This is a genomic window from Thermodesulfobacteriota bacterium (assembly GCA_039028315.1).
Lineage (GTDB): Bacteria > Desulfobacterota_D > UBA1144 > Nemesobacterales > UBA2774 > CR02bin9.
This window is the reverse complement of sequence record JBCCIH010000128.1, coordinates 1-7,209: the sequence shown is the minus strand read 5'-3', so window position 1 is coordinate 7,209 and position 7,209 is coordinate 1. Positions and strand designations below refer to the sequence as shown.

The following is a 7,209-nucleotide window of genomic DNA, read 5'->3' as shown; positions in this document are numbered from 1 at the left end:
ATGATGTAAGTTTCCCAACAACAGCTATAAAAGAGATAAGAAAAATTAAGAAAAAGCGGGTTCTCCTTTCAGGTTAGCCCGCTTTTTTTATGTCCATTTTACTCAAAGATTGGAAGCACTGATTCAAGGTCATTTAAATCTTCAAACAAATGATCGGGATCGTGTTCATATAATTCTGAAGCAGTAAATCTGCCGGTGGCGACTGCAACAGTAACGGCGCCGGCGGCTCTGCCATGATTTATATCATATGGAGTATCGCCAATTACAAATTTTTTTGTGATCTCTATCTTATGTTCTAAATATTCATTTGCTCTCTCATAGGCTTTTCTAATAAGATGTTCTCTAATGTGAGAGTCTGAGCCATAACCCCCAAATCTAAAGTGGCTATGTATTCCGCCGCTTCTAAGCTTGATCCAGGCGCCTTGTTCAATATTCCCTGTGGCAACGCCCAATATCATATCTTCTCTTGGGGATAGCCTCTTTAATAGCTCTGGAATTCCAGGCATGACAAATGTCTGTGATGTTTTTGTCTCTTCCTCTAAAAACGGCACATAAAGTTTATAGAGTTCCTGAGCTTCTTGATGCTCATAGTCTCTTTGAAATTCATTTTGAAATATTTCCCTAAGAATTATGGGATCTGTTTTTCCGGCGGCATCTATTTTGCTCATAGCTCCCTTTATGCCGTACACTTTTTCAAACGCTCTGTTTGCAGCTCTAGTACCTGCGCCGTCTGTTGTTAAAAGGGTGCCGTCAATATCAAAAAGTAGTAGTTTCATCTTTTATTCAGTCTCAATTTTCTCTGCCACAGTATTATAAAAATCACTCTCAAGCTCCCAGAGTTCATATGCTTTTTGTGACGCGGTTTTTAATAATGTCTCATTTGGAAGATCTTTTTCGCTTATTTCTTTTAATAAAAGAGCAATATCGCTCCACTTACTACCAATAAAGTCCATCTTTTTCGCTAATCCCAACTCTTTAATAAGAGGCACTATCTCTTCTGCCTCTATTAGAAAATCTCTGTAAATCCATCTAAACCCGGCTCCGCAAACTCCGCGTTTTTTTATAACCTGATAACCAAAGCGTGAACACCACTTCCAGTCTTCCACATCGCTCCAGTTTGGAAGATCTTCAGACCACTCTTTTATCTTATAAACTGAAGACTCCCCCCTGCCTCCGCTGCATCCGTAAAGCATTTTTCTGGCATTCTCTTTAACTGCTGATGGTATTAGATCTTCTAAATTGTCGACAGGTTTATCTAACCTGACGTCTATGAAGTTATTATTAAGAGGGTTAGATAAGTCATTAGATGCCATGCCTTGTTTAAAATTTTCATATGGAACATTCTGTAAACCCTCAAGATGGTTATCAGCTACATAGATGGTTTTACTCTCATCATCATATCCCCAAACTGAAACTATGTGACCCGGGAAATGAGTATTTGAGTTGTAGTAATCGAGATAATATATATCAGTTTGTATAACTACAGGCACGTCCAGATCTATATATTTTTTAACCATTGATACAACGTCTTCGCTAGAGTGTTTCCAATCAGTCTGTTTATCTACAAAGCTAAGAAAAGTGGTCTCCATCATAGGCCCTCTTACAAAAATCATATGAGAAGGGCTAGTGTCTTTTTTGATGGTGTAATAAAAACCAAGTCCCCCGCCGATTCCAAAGCACATGGCTTCAGACCACTTGTAACCGTAGTGCGTCATCACGTCTCTAAGCGTTACAGATCCGCAGTGAAGCCCGGGAATATGGACCCAGTTATCAATTGTCTTTTTCATAGGGATATAAAGCTACCATAAGATATTAGTTATATTGAGCATAGAGCGACTTTTTCTAATAAACTATGCTATATGCAAATATTTTTAATATTGATTATGTAAATTCTAAAAATTAGTTTATACTATTATCAAGGGTGATGATTATGTTCTAACTGGTGTCGGAAGCCAACTTCAGAACTACTATCTAATCCTATTTATAATTAAGTTATTTATTTTGCCATCATCCTCCAAAGGGCGAGCTGGTGAAATTTTTTTTCACTAGCTTGCCCTTGTTTTTTTCATAAAAATTGCATCTTATAGCTTTACAGTTCATCCATTATACTATCTACATAAATTACTTGGAGGCGTTATTAAATGTATAGAATATTATTTGCATATACCCTTGTTTTACTTTTCATAGTAACCCCTTTTTCATGGGTTTATTCCCAAGATTCTTCTAGTTCTGAGAATCCACATGACAGCCAAGCATTTAAAGACTATTGGTACGGCGGGGAGGCTGAGATTACAAGCTACAAACTAGAGCAGGCGCGCTACGGTGAGCTTCATGAGGGCTACGCGGTGCTTGTTTTTGTGACTGAAGATTTCTCAAAATCTAAGCAAGTTAAACTTGATAACCCACAGAGCGCTAAAGAGGATGCCGTGAGCGTTCTAAAACTAAACAGAATAAAGAAGTTTGATACCGGAATTTACCGCTACTCTATGATGGATTCAGTCTTTACACCTGTAGATTTAAGTTCATACCCGAATACTCTTAAACTCACCTCGTCTTCACAGGAGTGGTGCGGAAATACATTTACCCAGCTCAATCTAGAAGATAACGGATATGAAGTAAGAAGCTTTTCTTATTTCGAATCAGAGGGAGATGAAAAGTTCAGTCTTCAAAAAGAAATCTTAGAGGATGAAATCTGGGCTTGGATAAGACTCTCGCCCGAAACTCTTCCGCAGGGAAAAATTAAGATCATTCCTTCAGCGATGGCTTCAAGGCTCACTCATAAAGAGCTTGAGGTTGAAATATCAGATGCGGCTCTTACACAAAACCCAGACGATGATAGCCTAATGGATTACACGCTTAGCTACGATGATTCCGGAAGAACTATGAAAATCACTTTTGGAAAACTCTTCCCATATCAAATTGTCTCTTGGGAAGAGACCTACAAAAGCGGATTTGGTCCGGGAGCAAAAACACTAACGACTAAAGCTGTTATGAATAAGGTACTAAAAAGTGATTACTGGACAAAGAATAATAATATAGATCGTGGGCTGCGAAAAAAACTGGGAATAGAAAATTAATAAGAGGCCCCTTGGTGGGGCCCCTTACAGAATTTATTTAGTTGATCTCTACTTTAATTTCTTTGGGTTTAGCCTCTTCTTTTTTAGGGAGAGTTAACTCTAAAACTCCTTGGTTATAGTTGGCTGTGATTGCCTCAGCATTTACGTCATCTGAGAGCGTAAAGCTTCTAGAGAAACTTCCATAAGAGCGTTCTACCCTGACATAGTTTTCCTTCTCGACCTTCTCTTCAAATTTCTTCTCGCCTTTTAGAGTGAGAGTGTTGTCGTTTACATCAATATTGATTTCTTCTTTACTTAGGCCTGGAAGCTCCGCATTTAGGACATAGCTTTGCTCTGTCTCATAAATATCTACATTCGGTGTCCAGCTGCCCTCATTAAGTTCTTCTGCTGGCTGAAGTCCCCAGCCAAATTCATTAAAGAATCTGTCTACATTGTTGTAAATCGGTCTAAACCTTCTGTGTGGTTCCCAAACTTTTAATCTCATATTTTCGACCTCCGTGTTGTCTAATTTTATTTGCCTACAATTACAAATTAGTCACACTTTTAGGTATTTCAAGATATTATTTTTAATCGATAAAAATGTGGTTAAGATTATTGATATATTTTAGATAAAGCCATGATCACTGCCCAAGATATAATAAAACTCTTTGATATGAAATTGCTTCCTGGCGAGGGTGGGTACTATTCAGAGACGCAGCGCTCAGGGCACATGCTTAGTGCACCTTCACTTCCAGATGAGTACGATTCAGAACGTTCTATGAGCTGTGCTATATATTATTTACTTACGCCGGATACAAAGTCTCTTCTTCATCGTCTTCCTACAAATGAGATATATCATTTTTATCTGGGAGATCCGGTTAATATGCTTCATCTATTTCCAGATGGATCCTCGCAGACAATTGTTCTCGGTCAGGATTTAATTAAAGGCGAGTTAGTGCAAGTTAATGTTCCTAAAAATGTCTGGCAGGGATCATGCTTGAAAGAGGGCGGAAAGTTTGCTCTAATGGGAACAACGATGGCTCCTGCGTTTGATTTTGCGGATCATGAGATTGGGGATAGGTCAGCTCTAATAAATGAGTTCCCATCTCAAAAAGAGTTAATCCTAAAACTTACTAAAGCTTAATCTCCACATAGGCGCTCTCTCTCATCTCTTCAAGCCAGGTTTTTAGCTGCTCCTGTGCTTTTTGCCTATGTATGATGTCTCTTATTTCTTCCTCCTGACTTTCAGGAATATCGAGTTCGCTTTGGGCAGATTTTTTATCGTCCTTTTTGTTATTATTATCAGCTTTGGTGCGCTTTAGGACTTTTAGAACATGATATCCAGCAGGAGACTCAACTGGGCCTGTCACATCGCCGACAGATGTTCGTTCAACGGCCACTTCAAGGGTTTCGATTAAATCTCCCTTTTTGAAAGTTCCAAGATTTCCGCCTTTGTCAGCCGTGAAGCTGTCGTCAGAGTATTCTCTCGCAAGGGTTGAGAAGTCATCGCCGGATTTTGCAAGCTGAGCCACTTCTTGTGCTTTTTGTACTGCATCTGGACTTTCAGGAGATATTAGTATATGAGCTATCTCTACTTCTTCTTGTGAATCTTCAGTGCTTGAAAATGCTTCTGAATAATCTATCTCCCCATAGTTTTGCTCATAGTATTCCCTTACCTCATCATCAGTTATTACAATTTTATTTCTTAACTGTGATTCCAATAGTTTATTTCCCAAAAGCTGAACCCTCCACTGCTCTCTAAAAGCTTCAGGAGTGAGGTTTTGCTTTTTGAGAACCTCTTCCATCTGATCCTCGTTTAGGTTATATCTAGCCCTTACTCCTTCAATACTTGCATCAAGTTCTTCCTCTGAAACCTTAATACCTCTTTTCTCTGCCTCTTGCTCAAAGAGTTTTGACTCAACCATTTGATTAAGCAATGTACGATCATCCATCTGCTCATTGGAAGCCGGGTCTAGGGTAAGCGAAGCCTCTTTAAGCTCGGAAAGCGTAATTAGATCATCATTTACTATTGCGACAACTCTATCTATTACTTCTTGGGCGCTTAGTGAACTGGCTAAAACTAAGCTTAGGATAAAGAATATGCCTATTTGGTATATTTTATTTTTCATCTGACTCACTTTTGTAAATCTCCTCTAATCTATCTTCGTATATCTTAACTTCCCACTGCTCTTTAAGATCTGCTATATAATCAAACAGCCTCTCTTCTACAAGCTTAGAGCGAACTCGCCGATCACTTTGCGCATAGGGCAGGAAATCAGGATCACTATTTGCTTTAATTATAAGGTAAGCTCCGTCAAGTTCAAACGGTTTTGTGACATCTTCTTTCTTTAGCTCAAATAATGCCGCATCTATTTCCGAGGGGAATCGTCCTTTTTCAACGCTTCCAATCTTGCCGCCTTTGCCTTTTGTATATTGATCGGTTGAATATTCTTTGGCAAGCTCTTCAAAACTCTCACCCGATTCTATTCTCTCGAAAATCTCTTGCGCACGAAGCTGTGCAGATGCTCTTGAGTCTTGATCGTTAGGGATAAACTTTATCTCTATTTTACTTATGTCTACAGTTTGATAGTCATCCTTATTATTTTCATAATGCTCTTTGATTTCTTCATTGCTGGGTTCTATCTCATTGAGTATTTCTTTGCCAAAGGTTTTGGCTACTAGCTTTTTCTTGTAATCATAGATTTTTTTCTGTACATCATCTCTGCTTTCAATACCTCTTTTATAGGCCTCATTATATAGGACTTTTTGATTTATGAGGTTTTCTAAAAATTCGTTAAATTTCTCAGGTGAGGAAGTGTAAATCGCTTTTTGTTTTATCGATATTTTATCTAGCGCTTCATTGAGTTCATTTTTTGTAATACCGTCTGTGCCTATTTGAACTATAATCTCGCTGTCATCAATATTCTCAGCATGGTTTGTTTCCTCTACGTTATCTGTGCTGCTATTACACCCAACTAAAAGTAAAGAAATAAATAGGACGCTTAAGTATCTCATAGCTTTTATTCTCCAACAATAAAATTAGTTCGTGCCAGTTTGAGACTGATCAAGTTTCTTTATGTCTTTTAATATAGATCTAGTCTCGCCAATTGAGTCTTCATTTTCATGGAATACTTCCATCTTTCCTCTCGGAGGAAAGCTGTCGTAGAACTTTGAATTTTGAGAAAATATTATAACGGTTCTTTTCTCTTTTACCTCAGCTCTTTCAATATACAGCCCTTTCATTTGGAGTTTAAGATCCATTAGATCGATTAAGTTAAGAGCAGACTCTGGAATCTCGCCAAACCTGTCAGTGAGTTCTGTTTTTAGCTCGCGTATCTCATTTTTAGTATTCAGCGAAGACAGCCTCTTGTATAAAACAAGCCTCTCGGCATCATTTGTAATATAATCCTGAGGTATTAGAGCCGGTGTGCTAAGAGAAATCTCGGGCTCAGGCTCATCTCTTTGAACCTGGCCCTGAAGTCTTTTAACTGCGCCGTCCAGCATATCTAAATACATCTCAAGCCCAACGTCCGCTATATGACCTGATTGCTCATTGCCAAAAAGATGTCCCGCTCCCCTGATCTCTAGGTCTGATAGTGCAAGTTTAAACCCTGAACCTAGTTCTTTAAACTCGGATATTACCTTCAACCTCCTCTTTGCCTCATCTGTAAGAGGCTTGGAAGAAGGTATTAGCATGTACGAATAAGCCTTTTGCTCAGATCTTCCTACTCTTCCTCTTAGTTGATATAGATCTGCTAGACCAAAAGTGTGCGCCTCGTCAATTACTATAGTATTTGCCCTTGGTATATCTAGTCCCGACTCCACTATTGCAGTTGTGACAAGAATGTCTATTTGTCCGTTTATGAATCTCTCTATGGCTTGTTCAAGAGGCTTTTCCCTCATTCTCCCGTGAGTTACTTCAATTTTAGCATTTGGCGCGAGCTGCTGCACCTGGTCAGCTACCCGGTAGATGTCCTTGATGCGGTTGTGTATGAAAAACACTGCACCACCTCTTTTAATCTCTTTCTTAACAAGTACCATAAGTACCCTTTAGGCATTCACACTTCCATAGGAAAAGGTTAGAGTATTTGAATCAGCAAGCGTCTGCTTTTGTTAAAATGTCGCATATCACAAGCGCAAGTTTATTGTCTAT

Annotated in this window: 8 protein-coding genes; 2 read left to right on the top strand and 6 right to left on the bottom strand. The window is 38.8% G+C overall.

All coding sequences use genetic code 11. The features are described from left to right. Window positions 1-98: 98 nt before the first annotated feature. Both AAF462_08465 and AAF462_08460 read right to left on the bottom strand, forming a co-directional pair. A complete protein-coding gene (locus AAF462_08465; GenBank protein ID MEM7009151.1) occupies window positions 99-776 on the bottom strand; it encodes an HAD hydrolase-like protein in 678 nt (225 codons plus the stop codon). A gap of 3 nt (window positions 777-779) precedes the next feature. Further along, entirely contained in the window at window positions 780-1,787 is a 1,008-nt protein-coding gene (locus AAF462_08460) for a BtrH N-terminal domain-containing protein (GenBank protein ID MEM7009150.1), read from the bottom strand. A gap of 354 nt (window positions 1,788-2,141) precedes the next feature. Here AAF462_08460 and AAF462_08455 point away from each other — a divergent pair, with 354 nt between their 5' ends. Continuing rightward, a complete protein-coding gene (locus AAF462_08455) occupies window positions 2,142-3,077 on the top strand; it encodes a hypothetical protein (protein MEM7009149.1) in 936 nt (311 codons plus the stop codon). A gap of 37 nt (window positions 3,078-3,114) precedes the next feature. On the opposite strand, the gene AAF462_08450 is transcribed toward AAF462_08455, so the two are convergent. Further along, window positions 3,115-3,561, bottom strand: coding sequence for an Hsp20/alpha crystallin family protein (locus AAF462_08450; GenBank protein ID MEM7009148.1), 447 nt, complete (start codon window positions 3,559-3,561; stop codon window positions 3,115-3,117). Between the two features lie 132 nt (window positions 3,562-3,693). Here AAF462_08450 and AAF462_08445 point away from each other — a divergent pair, with 132 nt between their 5' ends. Beyond that, window positions 3,694-4,200, top strand: coding sequence for a cupin domain-containing protein (locus tag AAF462_08445; protein MEM7009147.1), 507 nt, complete (start codon window positions 3,694-3,696; stop codon window positions 4,198-4,200). Here AAF462_08445 and AAF462_08440 read toward each other — a convergent pair. Genes AAF462_08440 through AAF462_08430 form a run of 3 tightly spaced genes read right to left on the bottom strand, consistent with a single transcriptional unit; the run spans window position 4,190 to window position 7,097 of the window. Next, complete coding sequence (locus AAF462_08440; protein ID MEM7009146.1) at window positions 4,190-5,185, bottom strand: peptidylprolyl isomerase; 996 nt, start codon at window positions 5,183-5,185, stop codon at window positions 4,190-4,192. The two genes, AAF462_08445 and AAF462_08440, sit on opposite strands and share 11 nt — an antisense overlap. Next, on the bottom strand, window positions 5,175-6,071 hold the full coding sequence (locus tag AAF462_08435) for a peptidylprolyl isomerase (protein ID MEM7009145.1): 897 nt from the start codon (window positions 6,069-6,071) through the stop codon (window positions 5,175-5,177). The genes AAF462_08440 and AAF462_08435 overlap by 11 nt, the downstream gene beginning before the upstream one ends. A gap of 24 nt (window positions 6,072-6,095) precedes the next feature. Further along, a complete protein-coding gene (locus tag AAF462_08430; GenBank protein ID MEM7009144.1) occupies window positions 6,096-7,097 on the bottom strand; it encodes a TRCF domain-containing protein in 1,002 nt (333 codons plus the stop codon). Between the last annotated feature and the right edge of the window lie 112 nt (window positions 7,098-7,209).